This window comes from Pantoea alhagi, from assembly GCF_002101395.1.
GTDB lineage: Bacteria > Pseudomonadota > Gammaproteobacteria > Enterobacterales > Enterobacteriaceae > Mixta > Mixta alhagi.
Genome location: NZ_CP019706.1, coordinates 951,181 through 965,749, shown reverse-complemented (window position 1 = coordinate 965,749; position 14,569 = coordinate 951,181). Strand labels below are relative to the sequence as shown.

The following is a 14,569-nucleotide window of genomic DNA, read 5'->3' as shown; positions in this document are numbered from 1 at the left end:
TCCTCTCTGGTAACGCCTCCCGCTTCGGAAGGTGTTACCAGTTGCTTTAGTAAACCGCTACAGCCCGTGGTTTATTTCCCTAAGTTGTTTCAGTAGAAAAATCGCTGCGAATACGCTCCTGTAAAGAAGCCAGTTGAATATGAATTTCATCTTTCAGCTCGCCGCTATACAACACTGATGTTTCGAAATTTTTATACTCTCCCTGACGCTGTGCGCTAGCCCAGTTATAAGAACCGATACAGATAAAATTATTATCCGCCATCAGCAGCTTACTATGCACTTTGTTAACTACGCGCACGGCGATGCCATGTGCTGTCAGCTCCATACAGCAAGCGCTAAACTGGGTATTTTTCTCTTCATCAAAACGATTGTTTATGAACGTATTAAAGCGATAGTCCGTGTAAAGTTCGACGCTAATGTCGCGCGCCACGGCCTGTTGCATGGCGCTCAATATCCCACTTTCCCTGAGCCTGAAAAGCGAGACCCAGGGCGAGACAATGACTACCCGTTGCTGCGCCAACTGTAGGATTTCGGTCAAGCATGCATCATGCGCTTCCGCATTATTAATCACCCGCGGTTCGCGGCAGCTTAATAACAAGTCAGGACGTGCGCCGACGGAAAAAATTAGCTCACTGTCGGTGCGTCGGGCTAAATATTCGCCAAGTAAATGTCGGGGCGTTCCGCGCGGAGAGGCATCAATAGCCTCCATATCGCCGAAAACAAGAAAGCTATCTTTGGCGCGTGAAACGGCGACATTTAACATTGAACTGTCTTTATCGATAAATCTGCCATTACTATGGCGTGAATAAACCGCAGAGAAAAGAACGATTTTGCGTTCAGCCCCTTGAAGTGCATGCACTGTTCCAACAGTCATTTTCCCCTCGGTGCGTCCGACATCAATACCACGGCTTTTACAGGCTTCAGCGATGAGTCGCTCCTGCGCTTTAAACGGCGTGACAACTCCGACAATATTTTCCAGCTTAGCGCCGTAAAACGCTTCCAGTTCAGCGCGCTTATCTGCCAGCCAGTCGGCAATGGTATTGGCTTCAAGACGGTTAATGCGACTGCCGGCAGGAGGAGATTCGGCCAGACCGTCTATATGCAAATAGCCTAACGCCGGAAAAGGCGGCCGCTTTTCTGCGGCATCGATGCTTCCACGTTTAGGCTCCAGCAAGCCGTGATAGCACAGCTCATTACAGAAGGAGATGAGTTCGTCATAACAGCGTCGATGCTCTCTCAAAAACATGCCTGCTTCTGCTTCCGGCAGATAGTGATAACGGCTGGCTTGCTGAGCAATCTGCATTACTGAACCTTCAACAACGGAACGTCCTTGTTGGCAAAGCTCATTGTAGTCAGCGGCATTAGCTAATAGCTGATGCTGCATCAGATTGCCGATATCAATCACCGGCGACTGGCTGCTAACGGGCTGAATTTGATGCACATCACCGATCACCAGCGCACGCCTGGCCAACGCAAAAGAGGCAGCAGCAACGTCAGGCGCCACCTGTCCCGCTTCATCAATGATCAGCAGATCGATCTCATTGATCAGATATTCATTATTAAAAACGCCTTCGCTCTCAAATACCTTATAGGTCATATACCCAGGCAGAGAATAAAGCGTTGAAACAATACAGGGCGTCAGACACATGCGACGCGCCCAGCGGGCACGCACCGCCTTCAGACCCTGCGCATCATTGCCGTTGCGGTTTCTAATCAGCATCTCGCGGTCGTGCTCTTGATAGTCCAGGAGCCAGCGCGCCTCCCAATAATGTACCGCCAGTTGAAACAGGCGAAAGCGTAAAGAAACATCCAGCGAGCGGTCAATTTCATCCCAGGAAGCCGTTGCTGTTTTCTTATTTCTAAAAGGCGCGCTTAGCTGTAGCCATTCCTCTTCTGCCAGCTGATACTGCTTCTGTAAAGTCGCTATTTGACCCAGCTGTTGCTCCAGATATTCAATATTCTTCCGTTGCTTTTTAAGCCAATCTTCCAGTCTGGCTTCCAGCCTTTCAGCGGAGCAATCGTCAGCCAGCGTACAGGCCAGAGAGGAAAAGTTATTTTTGATAAATTGCTTACGCTTAGCCCTGCGTTTGTTCGCTACGGCAGGGACGACGTCCAGTAAGCTCAACAGCAGGGATTCATCTGCACAGAATTTCAGCCAGCCAGTAAGGCTATCTTCAACGCCGATAAGATCTTGCTTAAGAGTTAATAGCTCAGCTTGTAAAGCGGTTCGCCTCTTTTCAGGCTCCATCTGCTGACGCTTGAGTTGCAGCTTATCAAAATTTTTCCAGCTCACTTCAAGCTCGGCCATCAATTGATAGCAGGCATTAATTTCCTTCCAAATCTTTTGCTTAACTTGTTTTACCGTTGTCAGGTCCGTGCCTTGCAAAACCGCTTGCGCACGGGTCAAAAAGGCACTTTCCGCGCGGTCTACGTAGTCTTCATTTTCCAGCAGCTTATAAAAGGAGGGCGTGTGATAATGCTTTGCTGCTTCGCCTTCCAGGCTGGGGGCAGGGAAATATCCCCCGTAGCTTTTCATTTCTGGCAGCCAACGGCCACTTAAGGGATCATTATTCTCTTCAAAGTCTTTGCCAAAGGCCTCGATAATATTGGTTACGGCCTGATTATTAGTTGAGGCGGCGATAATCAATGGCGGTTGGGTTTCTTTCCATGCGGCTTCTACCCATAGCGAGGCAACAACAGAGAGGACAAAGGTAGTTTTACCCGTGCCGGGTGGGCCGTTAACGGCCAGGATCTCGCCGGGCTGCATGGTCATAACCTGGGCCAACGCATCGCGCTGGGCAGCGGCAAGAGGAAAACGTGAATTGGAATGCCCTGCGCGGGTCACCAGCTGCGTCAGCGCATTGGCGCAAGGAAAATGTTGCGTGTTGTTTTCAAGCGCGTAGCTTTCCGCCAGCGGCAGCGACTCTTTGCACTCAGCCAGCCAGTCGTAAAGTTTTAAAATCTGGTAGCTTCCGCTGATAGCATCCTCGATCTTTTTAAGATAGCCACCGTTCTGGTTGGTATAGCGCGCTTTAAGCCGTTCTCTGTCGCAGAGCTTGAACAGCTCACGGGCCGAAGCAATATAAAGACTCCAGGGAGACGTTGCTTTATCGAAGTCGGGTTGCTTGCTGAAGAGCGCACTGGCTTCCTGCTCGCTATAAATTTGTATCGTTTGCTGATCCAGAAAACGGTCAAGATCCTGAACGGAGGCCAAAGTAAACTTATCGTCATACTGAGGAGAGAGAAGATCGCGCGGGATTTGTGGCTTGCCAGCAGGCAGAAGATGTCCCTCCCGGCTAAGCCAGACTGGGCAGATGACTGGCGTTATTGTCTCAGGGAAACCCGAAGAACTACTTTTGCTGTGCTCATGTTCCTGCTTAACCCGATAAGCCGCAGGGCGCAGCGTAAGCTTGATAAATTTTGTCTCATCAGGAACGTCTTTAAACAGCAGGTTCAGGGCATCACTTTCTTTGTCCAGGCAACCTTGCCCGATTATTTCTGCCGGTACTTTTTGGTATTCGCTCAGCGCCTTATGGGTCATTGCGCCACTGCCGCTTTCAGCGTCTGCCAGTGAATTGCGCCAGTAGCGTAGCCATTGCCCGGCTTGTGCTGCACTCATACTTTTCATCCTTGCCTTATGCTTTTCTGACCCTGGCAGGTCTTTAATCAGTTTCGCTTATCATAACGCTAAAGTTTTAGCCCGTCGCTGGCAAGGTGCTTTCTCTTTGCAACGGGTATACCACCAGCTATCAGTAGCATGGTGGGCGCGTACGCTCGTTGATATCTATGCCCCGCGCTACTGCACCAGATGATGGCTAATCGCATATTTCACAATATCGGCGTTGGTAGTGAACTTCATTTTCTTCATCAGGCGTGACTTATAGGTACTGACGGTTTTATTGCTGATCACCAGCGCATCGGCAATGGCATTGATCGATTCGCCATGCGCCAGCATGATCATGATCTGACGCTCGCGCATCGTCAGGTTCTCATGCGGTGGCCGGTCGCCGCTCTGATACTGAGAGAAAATAATCTCCTGCGCCAGCTCATGATCGATATAGCGCGCGCCGCGTGCTACCTGCCGAATCGCGCTCAACAGCGCCTCCGGGTTTTTATCCTTGGTGATATAGCCCAACGCGCCGCAGTACAGCACCCGACGGGCAATCTGCGGTTCGTTATACATGCTCAGCACCAGAATACGCAGCGCTGGATATTGCAGGGTAATGCGGTTAATGAGATCTTCGCCGCTGATGCCGGGCATGGAAATATCCAGCAGCAGCAGATCGATGCCGCCTTCGCGCAGGCGCTCCAGCACCTGACCGCCGTCAGCCGCTTCTCCGACGACATCAATGCCGTCATCCAGCAGAAAAATTTGCTTCAGTCCCTCACGCATAATAGCGTGATCGTCAGCAATCATCAGGCGTATTGCTTGCGTCATGAGGTGCTCACTTATCAATCTTGTTAAACAGGGCGCGGGAAAGGCTGCGCGGACGATGCGGAAAGCTCAGCTGTACGCGGGTGCCTTCGCCGGGACGGCTGTCAATGCGCACTTCGCCGTTCAGCATCGCGGCCCGCTCCACCATGCCCGGCAACCCCCAGGCGTTAGGACGCACATTCTGCATATCAAAGCCTTTGCCGTTATCCACCACATCGATCCGCAGCTTATCGCCATCCTGTTTCACAAAGATATACACGCTGCTGGCTTTGGCATGACGTTGCACATTGGTCAGCGACTCCTGCACCACGCGAAAGGCGGCGGTAACGCATTCGTCGCTCAGGCGCAGCGCTTTTCCCTGCGGCGGGATAAAAATGCAGCGGGTGGTATTGTGCTTGTTAAACTCGTCGCGCAGCCACTCCAGCGCCGGCACCAGACCCAGATTCAGCATATTTGGGCGCAGGCGGGTAGAGACGTCGCGCACCACCTGAATAGTACTGTCCACCAGTTGCATCAAGTTCTCCACCTGCTGATGCAGCGCTTCGCCCGCCTCTGGCGACTGCATACGGATCAGCGACAGACCAACGCGCAGCGAGGTTAAATGCTGCCCCAGCTCATCATGAATCTCATGGGCCAGATGCTTGCGCTCCGCCTCGCGCTGGGTTTCCTGATTGCGTGCCAGCAGACGCAGCTGCTGATGCGCTTCACGCAGTTCCTCTTCCGCCAGGCGGATAGCGGTGATATCACGTCCGACGGTCAGCACGCTCTCTAACTCGCCGTGCAGATTGAACTCCGGCACGCTGCGTACGTGCAGAATGCGTCGGCGGCTGCCCTGGGTAAGCGTCAGCTCGCCTTCCGCTTCGTTGCCGCTCGCCATGCTTTGCGACACCAGACGCAGCAGCGCCATGCCGGTCTCATTGTGCGGCACCGCTTCGGTCAGCTGTCGGTGATAGATCTCCTGTTCGCGCCCTTCAAACCACTTCAGCACCGGCGGGTTAACATATACACAGCGCAGCGCCAGATCGAAACGGGCGATCATATCCGGCGAGTTTTCTACCAGCGCGCGGAACTGTTTCTCGCGCAGCTGCTGAACCGCCTCTTTCTGTTTTACCTCGCGCACGTCGCGCACCACGCACAGCGCATGCGTTTCGCCGCCGTGCAGATAGTGGCTGGAGCTCACCTGAACGGAGATCAGTTCTCCCCGGCTGGGCGCGTGCTGTGAGGTAAAGGTGATCCCTTCCGGGCGCATGGTGAGTTTCCACCATAACGCGGTAACATCATCATCCTGCAATTCATGATCGATAACGGCGAAACTAAGCTGCATTAAGGCATGCGGGGAATAGCCCATTAATTTGCACGCCTTCTCGTTAACATATTTTATCCGCAGGTTACGATCCACTAAATAAATCGCATCATGAATGCGATCCAGCGCGATAGAAGAAAGACTATCGGGCGGCGTCAGCGTAGGATTAAGGTAATGAGAATAATTCTGCAATAACGCATCTCCATTTTCTGGCATCATTTATCAGCCCTCTGAAATTTCAGCGCCGAGTCAACAGAATAAACTTTCCCGCCGGATTTATCTTATTCGCGTAATGTCAGAATAATCTCAGGCATAAACACGATTTTTTAACGTTTCCCTGGCGCGGGAAAGTCGTGAACGAACGGTGCCCACCGGAATATTAAGCTGCTGCGCCACATCCTGATAGCTGCCGTCATGCCCGACTAAAATTGATAGCATGGTTTTCAGATCGTCCGGCAGGGTTTCGATTGAGGCCAGGGTTGCGCCTAAAACCCGTTCATTTTCCGTGATATCGCTCGGATCGCAGTCATAATGCATATCGGTAAGAATATCATCATTCAGCGTATCAAATAAAAAGCGACCCTGCTGGGATTTATAATAATTACGAATCAGATTAATCGCGATACCAAACATCCAGGTTTCCGGGCGTGAAGCGCCGATAAATTTATGGCCGTTACGCAGTACCTCCAGGCAGGTCATCTGCGCAATATCTTCCACATCCTCATGATTCGCCACACGCTTGCGAATGAAATTCAGTAATTTCTTATTATTTTTTTTAAAAACGTCCGTCCAGTCGATAGCAACGGCAGAGACAGTTATTGGCTGGTCGGTATTAATGTCGATCATTTTATTTTCTCCAGAGGAATCGGGTGTGAGTGCCGATTGGCTATAGCAAGCGCTGTGCCAGGAGAAATAAAACAACTAACAGCTTGTTTTTATTATTCGCCGTTTAATTTACCAGGATATTTCTGAGAAAAAACTGGCAAAAAGCATTTTATTCGCTGTGCCATTTTTTACACAAATTTCACAGGTTAATTATTTCAAAGCGATAAAATTTTTTTATTTGTGAATTCAGGGAACCCGAACCGCAAAAGCGCCACATAACCGGGGTCAACCTGATGAGGAACGGGCGATGCTGAAGACCCCAACGCTGCCGCTAATGCCGCACCCTTTTAAAGCCCTGATGAAAGCCGCCGACGGCGGCACAGAGAAAAATGCCAGCCGGGTCGCTGAACAATCGGCTGCCGTCAGTGCCAACGATATGAAAGAAGAAGTGGGGCTGATGTTCTCCGAGCGTGCCGAAAGCCAGAAAAAAGCCGAACAGCGCCGTGTGCAGCAGCAGCACCTGCGTCACCGACAAAACGCAGGCAAGGTTGAACTGCATAAGCTTTACGCCATGCTCGATTCCGACGATCGGGCGCGGCGGGAAACCCACCTCGGCCAGCTGCGCGATGCGCTGAAACGCAAGCCGCCAGCAGATACCGATGAGCTGCTGGCGCAGCTGGATAACGATCCGGCTCGCTGTGATCTGCTGCTGCGCGTGATGGAGCGTGAAGCGCGTGAGCAGGGCGATGACGAGCTTTGTCACACCATCAATAACCATTTACAGACGCTGCAAACCCGGCACGGCGAACGCCTGCGCGCCGGTCTGAACACCGCCGCCGCCTTTGCGGAATTTACCGTGCATCCGCAACAGCGCCAGACGCTGCGCAACCTCTATTACGACAGCATTGTCCATCAGCAGTCGGCAATTGCGATGGTCGATCTGCTGCTGGCGCATACCGAACCACAGCAGTTTGTCTCTGGCCTGCGCACTTTACAGCGGGCGCTGGCAGACGATATCGCCGCGCTGGCTTCTTCCATCAGCACCGGCGCGCTGCGCCATATCCAGACCGGCCTCGCGGAAGCGCGCCAGGTGAGTCATACGCTGGAAGAGAGCCAGAAGCTGCTGGAGCGCATGGCGGGAAAAATGACGCTGCATAGCGTCAGCGCGGTGGATCTGACGCGCCGCCTGCTGCATCTCAGCCACCACGGCGCCTGGCAGCAAGATCTCCAGCAGTTAGGCGAAGATGTGGTGGCACACCCCAGCGCCCGCCAGCTGTCGATGTTCTTTAACGCGATACTGCCGCTGGTGCGCAGCCTGCCGCTGGCGTTATGGAAAGTCAAAGATGGGCGAAAAACCGCGCTGGCGCTGCTGGCAAGTCACAGCGCCGCGCTGTTAAAGAACGAACGTAAACAGGCGCGTAACCCCTGAGCGCAAAGCCAGAGAGACGTAAGATGAACGGCTTATTTTTAATTCTCAATAAAATTGCCATTAGCGCCATGCAGCGCTCTGAGATTGTCGGCGCCGCCTTTGCCATGGCGCTGGTGTTTATGCTGATTATCCCGTTGCCGCTGGCGCTGATTGATACGCTGATAGCGCTGAATATCTGCCTCTCTTCGCTGCTGATCGTACTGGCGATGTACCTGCCAAAGCCGCTGGCCTTTTCCACCTTTCCGGCAGTGCTGCTGTTGACCACGATGTTTCGTCTGGCACTGTCGATCTCCGTGACGCGCCAGATCCTGATCCAGCAGGACGCGGGCCATATCGTTGAAGCCTTTGGCAGCTTCGTGGTCGGCGGCAATCTGGCGGTTGGGATGGTGATGTTTTTGATCCTGACGGTGGTGAACTTTCTGGTGATCACCAAAGGATCGGAGCGCGTGGCGGAAGTCGCGGCGCGCTTTACTCTCGACGCGATGCCGGGAAAGCAGATGTCAATCGACAGCGATCTGCGCGCCGGATTGATCGATGTGCATCAGGCCAAAGCGCGGCGTAGCGATCTGGCCAAAGAGAGCCAGCTATTTGGCGCAATGGATGGCGCGATGAAATTCGTGAAGGGCGATGCCATCGCCGCGCTGGTGATCCTGTTTATCAACCTGATCGGCGGCATCAGTATCGGCGTGCTGCAGGTGGGCATGACGGCGGGCGAGGCGCTGCATGTCTTCTCGATCCTCACCATTGGCGACGGGCTGATCGCCCAGATCCCGGCGCTGCTGATCTCGCTTACGGCCGGGATGATCATCACGCGCGTTTCATCGGACAACGACAGCGTGGAAGCGCCGAATATTGGCCGTGAGATCGCCGAACAGCTTACCAGCCAGCCGAAGGCATGGATCCTCGCCTCAATGGGCATGCTGGGTTTTGCGCTGGTGCCGGGAATGCCGGGGTTGGTTTTTACCCTGCTGGCGCTGATCACCCTCAGCAGCGGCGGATTCCAGGTGTGGCGCGCCCGGCATACGCTGCGTCTCGCCCAGCCGCAAATTGAAAACGAAGTGATCCCGCCGGAGCTGAATGGCCGCGAGGATCTGCGCCAGTTCAACCCAACGCGGCCTTATCTGATCCAGTTTCCCACCGACTGTCGCGGCAAGGCGGAAACCCTCGATTTAGTGCAGGAGATCCGCCGCCTGCGTAACCGTATCGTCTATAACTTCGGCTTTACCCTACCGGCGTTTGACATTGAATTCAGCGACAAGCTGAGCGCGGATGAATTCCGCTTCTCGGTGTATGAAATCCCGAAAGTGGCCGGCACCTTTAACACCGCCTGCCTTGCCGTGGAGGCGCGCTGGCTGGAGAGCCTGAGCGAAGAAGAGCAGCGCCAGCTACAGGCTGACAATCAGCCTGCGCTGCCGGAAACGGGCGGGGAGGAAGCGCCGTCGAGCGTCGCGCCGAAACCCGCGCTGGGCCAGGCCGCGCGTCAGGAGGCGCACTATCTCTGGCTGCCACCCGATCATCCGCTGCTGGAAAATCAGGAGGTGGTGCGCTGGACTGCCGCCGGGCTGCTGCTGAAACGGATGGAAAATGCCATTCACGCCAGCAGCCCGCATTTTATCGGCCTGCAGGAAACCCGCGCGCTGATGGGCTGGCTGGAGAGCGAGCAGCCGGAGCTGGCGCAGGAACTGCAGCGGGTAATGCCGCTGGCGCGCTTCTCCAGCGTATTACAAAAGCTGGTGGCGGAGCGTATTCCGCTGCGTTCGGTACGCGCCATCGCCGAAGCGTTAATCGAGCATGGTCAGCATGAGCGCGATGTGTTTCTGCTGACCGAGCAGGTGCGCATTACGCTGAAAACCCATCTTTGCCATCAATACAGCCAGGCGGACGGCATCCACGCCTGGCTGCTGTCACCGGAGCTGGAAGAGGCGCTGCGCGACAGCCTGCGTCAGACGCAGAACGATATTTTCTTCGCGCTGAGCCAGGAACAGATTCAGGCGGTACATCAGCAAATAGGCCAGGCCTTCACCACCGGCAACGAACAGCAGGCGGTGCTGCTGGCAGCGCAGGATCTGCGTGGGCCGCTGCGCGCGCTTATCGCCGAATCCTTCCATCAGGTGCCGGTGCTCTCTTTTGCTGAGCTGGAGCCGACGCTGGCGGTGCATGTGCTGGGACGTCTGGAGGCGGATGCTCTCTTTTATTCACTCACCAACTGGGAGGGAGAATAATGTTTGAACTGCGCGTACTGTCGGGGCTGCACTGCGGGGCCGCGCTGCCGCTCAGCGGCGATCGCTGGCAGATTGGCGCGTCGACGCAGGCTGATTTGCTGCTCAGCGATGAAAGCGTAACGGGCTGCGAGCGCTGGCTGCATTATCAGGAAGGGAGCTGGTGGCTGACGGAACAGGAAGAGGCCAGCGACGGGCAGCCGGTTACGCTGGAAGACCCCTTTGAACTGGCGGGCGTCTGGCTCTGCGTGGCGCAGGCCAGCACGCCGTGGCATGAGGCCGCCGCGCTGCCCGCCAGCGCCTTTGCTCCCGCACCTGCCGCCGCCGTAGCGGAAGAGGTGACAGCGCGTACCGGCACGCCACGCTGGATGCGCGGGGTAATATTCGGCCTGCTGCTGCTGTTCAGCTTCACCGTAGTGAGCTGGATCTTACAGCCGACGGTCGCCCAGCCCAACGCCGGTGAAAATTCACGCCCCGCCTGGGGAACGGTAGAGGATCTGCGTGCGCCGCTGCAAATCATGCTGCGCGAACGCGACCTGGCGAACAGCGTAAAAATCAGCCGTCAGGGCGATCGCCTGCTGCTGAGCGGTACCCTGACTAAACCGCAAATCACCGTTTTTAACCGCATGATGACGCGCTTTTATGCGCGCTACAGCGCTGCTGCGCCGGTCACCAGCGCAGTGCGTCCGCTGGAGAAAAAGCTGCCGTTCCGCATCGTGCAAATTGCAACCGGATCGCGCGCCAATATTGTTACTGACGATGGCGATCGGCTGTTTATCGGCGATCAGATTGGCGATCTGCGTCTGGTGGCGATCACCGACGATCGGATCGAGTTCAGCGGTCACGATCCTATTACGGTGAAATGGTAATGCGCATCGATCTTGATAGCTGGTTCAGCCAGCAGCAGCAGCGGCTGCGTCAGCCCGATGCGGTCAGCGTGTATGGGCGTATCACCGGCATCAGCGGCATTCTGCTGGAGTGCAGCCTGCCGCGCGCGCGCATCGGCGATCTCTGCCGTATTGAACGCGATGCGGAAGAGAGCGTGATGGCGGAAGTGGTGGGCTTTAACCCGCAGCATACGCTGCTGTCAGCGCTGGGTCCGCTGGACGGCATCGCGCAGGGCGCAAGGGTGACGCCGCTTTATCTGCCGCACAGTATCTCTGTTTCCGATGCGCTGCTGGGCTGCGTGCTGGATGGTTTTGGTCGTCCGATTGACGGCCAGGGCGTCGGCGCGTTTGCGCTGCCGGGCGAAGCGGAACGCACCATCCCGGTGCTGGGCGACGCGCCGCCGCCTACCGCCCGCCCGCGTATTTCAACGCCGTTGCCGACCGGCGTACGCGCCATTGACGGCATGCTGACCATTGGCGTCGGCCAGCGCGTTGGCGTATTTGCCGGGGCGGGCTGCGGCAAAACCACGCTGCTGGCGGAGCTGGCGCGCAATGCGCCCTGCGATGCGATTGTTTTTGGACTGATTGGCGAGCGTGGCCGCGAACTGCGTGAGTTTCTCGATCATGAGCTGGATGAAGAGCTGCGCAGCCGCACGGTGCTGATCTGTTCTACCTCCGATCGCAGCAGCATGGAGCGTGCCCGCGCCGCCTTTACCGCGACCGCCATTGCCGAAGCCTTTCGCGAGCAGGGCAAAAGCGTGCTGCTGATCCTCGATTCCCTGACCCGTTTCGCCCGCGCTCAGCGTGAAATCGGTCTGGCGCTGGGCGAGCCGCCCGGACGCGGTGGCCTGCCGCCGTCGGTCTATACCCTGCTGCCGGGTCTGCTGGAGCGCGCCGGACAAACCGAAAAGGGGGCGATCACCGCGCTCTACTCGGTGTTGATCGAGGCAGATTCAATGAACGATCCGGTGGCTGACGAGGTGCGCTCGCTGATCGACGGCCATATCGTGCTGTCACGCCGTCTGGCGGAGCGCGGCCACTATCCGGCGATCGATGTGCTGACCAGCCTGAGCCGCACCATGAGCAACGTGGTAACCCGCGAGCAGATGCGCGATGCCACACAGCTGCGCCGCATGATGGCAGCGTGGCAGCAGGTAGAAATGTTGATTCGCCTGGGCGAATACCAGCCCGGCCACGATGCGATGACCGATGCGGCAGTAGAGGCGCAGCCGGTGATTAACGGCTATTTGCGCCAGGCCACGCGCGCCCCCAGCGACTGGGAGACGACGCTGCATCATCTTTCAGAGGTAAGCCAACATGCGCCAGAGGATTAACCCCATTGAAGAACCGGCCCCGGAAGATCCTGCTGCCAGTTTGCGTGATGCGTTTGCCCTGCTGTTGCCGATCCGCCGTCAGCGCCTGCGTCGCAGCGAACGACAGCAGCGTCAACACGAGCAACAGCTGGAACAGCTGCGTGCGGAGGCGAGGAGGGCAGATGATCAGCTTACGCAGCGGCAAAGCGATTATCAGAGGCTGCGCGCCGGGTTTGATACCGCTTATCTGGGGCATCAACCGTTTTCCCGGTTGCAGCGTGGCCTGCTGCAGGAGGAGAGGGCCGCCGGGGCAGTACAGCGCCAGCGCCAGGCGGTCTGCGAAAGCGCTGCGCAGTGTGCTGCGCAAAGCGAGAAGCTGGCGGCAGCGCGTACAGAAACTCAGCTGCGACAACGGGAGCTGGAAAAGCTGGAGATGCTGATGCAGGAAAATGAGGTGCAATCATGAACCCTTTTGCGGATCGAACCCTCGCCGCAAAGCCGCGACCTGAACCGCAACCGCGCGAGCCACGCGAGCCGCGCCCGCCGGAGCGCGAGACGACACGCACCAGCGCAACGTCGAAGCCCCTGAAACCGCAACCAGAGCCAGCGCCGCAGGCAAAACCGCCCTTACGCGGGGCGGATAAAACGCGCAGCGAACGTAGCCAGGGCAATACGCCAGGCAGCGCGGCGAAACGCAGCGACGAGCCGCCTTCGGCCAGCCCGGACGGCCTGCTGTTCAGCGCGCTGCTGGATAGTGTCCCGACGCCGCCCGCTTTCAATAGCAGCGGCATAGAGCTGCATACGCAGCCGCGTTTTACTCATGAGGCCGCACAGAACGCGCCCGCCGCCGCGCCAATGGCGCTCTGGCAGCCGCTGGAGGCGGAGCTGGGGCGCATTACCGACCGCCAGCCTAACGGGCCGGTCGCGATGACGCTGCTGCTGCCGCGTCTCGGTGCGGTGGATGCGCGTTTACAGCATCTGCCCGCCGGCGGCTGGGATATTGCGCTGCGCTTTTCACCGGCGGCGTTAAACGTGCTGGAGGCGCATCAGGAGCGCTGTCGCCAGGCGCTGCGGCGTCGAATGGCCAGCCGGGTGCGTCTGCGTTTTGAACAGCGGGGGGCCGCATGAAACTCTCTCTGCCACGCCGGGAGACGGATGAGGTGCAGCTGCGTCAGCGTATCGGTGCCGGGCTGCGCTTTCACTATACGCTGGCGGGCGAGGCGGGCCAGCTAACGCTTTTTCTCCCGGAGGATCAGCCAGCGGCGGCACCCGGGCTGACGCTGGGCTGCAACAGCGGCGTTGTGCAGCTAAGCGATGCGGAAGGGGTACTGGCGCTGATCTCCGATTGCCCCGCGCTGCCGTATGCCGAGGCAGAGGTCACGCCCTGGTACTGGCCGCTGTTTAATCAAAGCCTGAGCAGTGAATTGCAGCCGCTGTTTGGCGATCTCTCGCCGGTAAATAAAACAGAAGAGGCACCATTTTCGCTTCGCCTGGAACTCAGGCTCGGTAAACTCCACTCAGAAAGCATGTTGATGGCATCCATTGCCACGCTGAACCGCCTGCTGGATAAGGCGGGCTGGCAGCCGGAGGCGGCGGGGCTGCCGTCTGATTTGCCGCTGAGCTTTCCTTTGACCGTTGGCGCGCTCACGTTGAGCGTCGGGCAGCTGCGTCAGCTGCGGCCGGAAGATGTGCTGTTGCCGACGCATGCCGCTTTTTCTCCGTATGGAGAAGGCTCGCTGCAGCTGGCTGGCCTGCGCCTGACCGGAGAGCTGACCGGTGAGGCGGATCGCGCCTTTTTTACTCTTTCTGATTTGGAGATCGCGCCTGTGACATTTCCCTACGATAACGATGATATGGCCCCCGCTACGCAGCCCGACGAGGCGTGGCAGAGCGAGCCTGCGCCCGCGCTGGATGGATTGCCGCTGGCGTTAACGGTGCGCTGTGGCCAGCTGCGTTTGACGCTGGGAGAGCTACAGCACCTGAGCGCCGGAACCACGGTGATGGTGGATAACGTGCGGCCAGGCGAGGCGCTTCTGTGTCACGGCGATTTTCCGCTGGCGAAAGGCGAGCTGGTGGATGTGGAAGGACGGCTGGGGTTACAGATCACCCATATGCTGCCGGGCAGTATTAATCCTCTGGGACACGGCGGGTAAAACGC

11 protein-coding genes are annotated in these 14,569 nt (G+C 57.0%); 7 read left to right on the top strand and 4 right to left on the bottom strand.

From position 1 onward, the window contains the following. Positions 1–79 precede the first annotated feature (79 nt). The 4 genes from B1H58_RS04470 to B1H58_RS04455 form a co-directional block, all read right to left on the bottom strand. A complete protein-coding gene (locus B1H58_RS04470; protein ID WP_167373282.1) occupies positions 80–3,619 on the bottom strand; it encodes an AAA domain-containing protein in 3,540 nt (1,179 codons plus the stop codon). Between the two features lie 177 nt (positions 3,620–3,796). Continuing rightward, positions 3,797–4,438, bottom strand: a complete 642-nt coding sequence (locus B1H58_RS04465; protein WP_085068181.1) for a response regulator — start codon at positions 4,436–4,438, stop codon at positions 3,797–3,799. A gap of 7 nt (positions 4,439–4,445) precedes the next feature. Continuing rightward, positions 4,446–5,957 (bottom strand): PAS domain-containing sensor histidine kinase, encoded by a 1,512-nt coding sequence (locus B1H58_RS04460; RefSeq protein WP_237172449.1) that lies wholly within the window; start codon positions 5,955–5,957, stop codon positions 4,446–4,448. An 87-nt stretch (positions 5,958–6,044) separates the two neighbouring features. Next, complete coding sequence (locus B1H58_RS04455; RefSeq protein ID WP_085068180.1) at positions 6,045–6,584, bottom strand: RNA polymerase sigma factor; 540 nt, start codon at positions 6,582–6,584, stop codon at positions 6,045–6,047. Between the two features lie 286 nt (positions 6,585–6,870). Here B1H58_RS04455 and sctW point away from each other — a divergent pair, with 286 nt between their 5' ends. From sctW to B1H58_RS04420, 7 genes are read left to right on the top strand one after another with little or no spacing between them, the layout of a single operon-like run. Then, on the top strand, positions 6,871–7,992 hold the full coding sequence (sctW, locus tag B1H58_RS04450; RefSeq protein ID WP_085068179.1) for a type III secretion system gatekeeper subunit SctW: 1,122 nt from the start codon (positions 6,871–6,873) through the stop codon (positions 7,990–7,992). Positions 7,993–8,015: 23 nt separating this feature from the next. Next, the gene (locus B1H58_RS04445; protein WP_085068178.1) at positions 8,016–10,214 is read left to right on the top strand and encodes an FHIPEP family type III secretion protein; all 2,199 of its coding nucleotides are present in this window, start codon (positions 8,016–8,018) and stop codon (positions 10,212–10,214) included. Further along, a complete protein-coding gene (locus B1H58_RS04440; protein ID WP_085068177.1) occupies positions 10,214–11,080 on the top strand; it encodes an FHA domain-containing protein in 867 nt (288 codons plus the stop codon). The genes B1H58_RS04445 and B1H58_RS04440 overlap by 1 nt, the downstream gene beginning before the upstream one ends. Next, a complete protein-coding gene (sctN, locus tag B1H58_RS04435; protein ID WP_085068176.1) occupies positions 11,074–12,432 on the top strand; it encodes a type III secretion system ATPase SctN in 1,359 nt (452 codons plus the stop codon). Before B1H58_RS04440 ends, sctN begins: the two co-directional genes overlap by 7 nt. Further along, a complete protein-coding gene (locus B1H58_RS04430; RefSeq protein ID WP_085068175.1) occupies positions 12,416–12,877 on the top strand; it encodes a hypothetical protein in 462 nt (153 codons plus the stop codon). Before sctN ends, B1H58_RS04430 begins: the two co-directional genes overlap by 17 nt. Beyond that, positions 12,874–13,539: a type III secretion system HrpP C-terminal domain-containing protein gene (locus tag B1H58_RS04425; RefSeq protein ID WP_085068174.1), complete on the top strand. Its 666-nt coding sequence runs from the start codon at positions 12,874–12,876 to the stop codon at positions 13,537–13,539. Before B1H58_RS04430 ends, B1H58_RS04425 begins: the two co-directional genes overlap by 4 nt. Next, a complete protein-coding gene (locus tag B1H58_RS04420) occupies positions 13,536–14,564 on the top strand; it encodes a FliM/FliN family flagellar motor switch protein (RefSeq protein WP_085068173.1) in 1,029 nt (342 codons plus the stop codon). The genes B1H58_RS04425 and B1H58_RS04420 overlap by 4 nt, the downstream gene beginning before the upstream one ends. Positions 14,565–14,569: the final 5 nt, after the last annotated feature.

Bases quoted from the DNA above. Each gene is read 5' to 3' on its own strand.
- B1H58_RS04470 (WP_167373282.1), bottom strand. From the start codon at position 3,619: ATGAGTGCAGCACAAGCCGGGCAATGGCTACGCTACTGGCGCAATTCA.
- B1H58_RS04465 (WP_085068181.1), bottom strand. From the start codon at position 4,438: ATGACGCAAGCAATACGCCTGATGATTGCTGACGATCACGCTATTATG.
- B1H58_RS04460 (WP_237172449.1), bottom strand. From the start codon at position 5,957: ATGATGCCAGAAAATGGAGATGCGTTATTGCAGAATTATTCTCATTAC.
- B1H58_RS04455 (WP_085068180.1), bottom strand. From the start codon at position 6,584: ATGATCGACATTAATACCGACCAGCCAATAACTGTCTCTGCCGTTGCT.
- sctW (WP_085068179.1), top strand. From the start codon at position 6,871: ATGCTGAAGACCCCAACGCTGCCGCTAATGCCGCACCCTTTTAAAGCC.
- B1H58_RS04445 (WP_085068178.1), top strand. From the start codon at position 8,016: ATGAACGGCTTATTTTTAATTCTCAATAAAATTGCCATTAGCGCCATG.
- B1H58_RS04440 (WP_085068177.1), top strand. From the start codon at position 10,214: ATGTTTGAACTGCGCGTACTGTCGGGGCTGCACTGCGGGGCCGCGCTG.
- sctN (WP_085068176.1), top strand. From the start codon at position 11,074: ATGGTAATGCGCATCGATCTTGATAGCTGGTTCAGCCAGCAGCAGCAG.
- B1H58_RS04430 (WP_085068175.1), top strand. From the start codon at position 12,416: ATGCGCCAGAGGATTAACCCCATTGAAGAACCGGCCCCGGAAGATCCT.
- B1H58_RS04425 (WP_085068174.1), top strand. From the start codon at position 12,874: ATGAACCCTTTTGCGGATCGAACCCTCGCCGCAAAGCCGCGACCTGAA.
- B1H58_RS04420 (WP_085068173.1), top strand. From the start codon at position 13,536: ATGAAACTCTCTCTGCCACGCCGGGAGACGGATGAGGTGCAGCTGCGT.